The organism is Geminicoccus flavidas, from assembly GCF_009806515.1.
Taxonomy (GTDB): domain Bacteria; phylum Pseudomonadota; class Alphaproteobacteria; order Geminicoccales; family Geminicoccaceae; genus Geminicoccus; species Geminicoccus flavidus.
The window spans coordinates 1-932 of sequence record NZ_WUJP01001127.1 but is presented as its reverse complement, the minus strand read 5'-3'; the positions used below and the strand labels follow the sequence as shown (position 1 = coordinate 932).

Below are 932 nucleotides of genomic sequence, written 5' to 3'. Positions count from 1 at the left end.
TGGCGGCGAGCGTCACGGCACTGGTAGGGGTGATTGGCTTTGTCGGCTTGGCGGCACCGGCGTTCACCCGTCTGAGCGGGCTGCGCGGCCAGCGGCAGGCCCTCCTGGCAGCACCGATCCTGGGCGGTGTGATCCTGTGGCTCTCCGACGGCATCGTCCAGCTGCTCTCGGATGCCGGCAGCGATCTGGTGCCGACCGGTGCCGCTACCGGCCTGCTCGGCGGCCCGCTCCTGCTTTGGCTGCTGCCGCGCCTGCCGATCGGCGAGCGCCCGCCTTTGCCGCCGGCACCGGTGCACCTGCCGCGGCGAGAGCGGCCGTGGCGGACAATGCTCTGGCTGCTGCTTGCGGTCGCCGGCCTGGTGCTGGCCTGCCTGGTGTTGGGCCGCAGCCATGCCGGCTGGCAGCTCGCCACTGGCAGCCTGTTCGCCGATCTCCTGCCGTTTCGCCTGCCGCGCGTGGCGGCGGCGCTGGCCGCGGGCGCCCTGCTCGGTGCCGCCGGTACGCTGCTGCAACGCCTGACCGGTAACCCGATGGCCAGCCCGGAAGTGCTGGGCGTGAGCGCCGGTGCCGGTGCCGGCCTGGGTGCCGTCCTGCTGCTGGCGACGGTACCCGGCCCCGCTTTGCTGCTGACCGGCAGCGCATGTGGCTCGCTGTTGGCCCTCATGCTGATCCTGGCTTTTGGCGCACGCAGCGGGTTCGGGCCCGAGCGGCTGCTGCTGGCCGGCGTGGCGATCGGTGCCGCGTGCCTGGCCATGATGACGGCAGTGCTCGCCACCGGCACCGCCCAGTCCTTCACCCTGCTGGTCTGGATGACCGGCTCCACCGACCGGCTCGCGACCGGCGAGGCACTGGTGGCGCTGCTAGGCGCCATCCTCCTGATCCTGCCCCTGCCGTTTCTGTCGCGCTGGCTGGATATCCTGCCGCTCGGCGGT

At 72.6% G+C, this 932-nt stretch carries 1 protein-coding gene; it reads left to right on the top strand.

The window, feature by feature from the left end; genetic code table 11:
- Window positions 1-932, top strand: a 932-nt coding sequence (locus EQG76_RS31405; protein WP_159719127.1) for an iron chelate uptake ABC transporter family permease subunit, incomplete at both ends; no start/stop codon positions are given.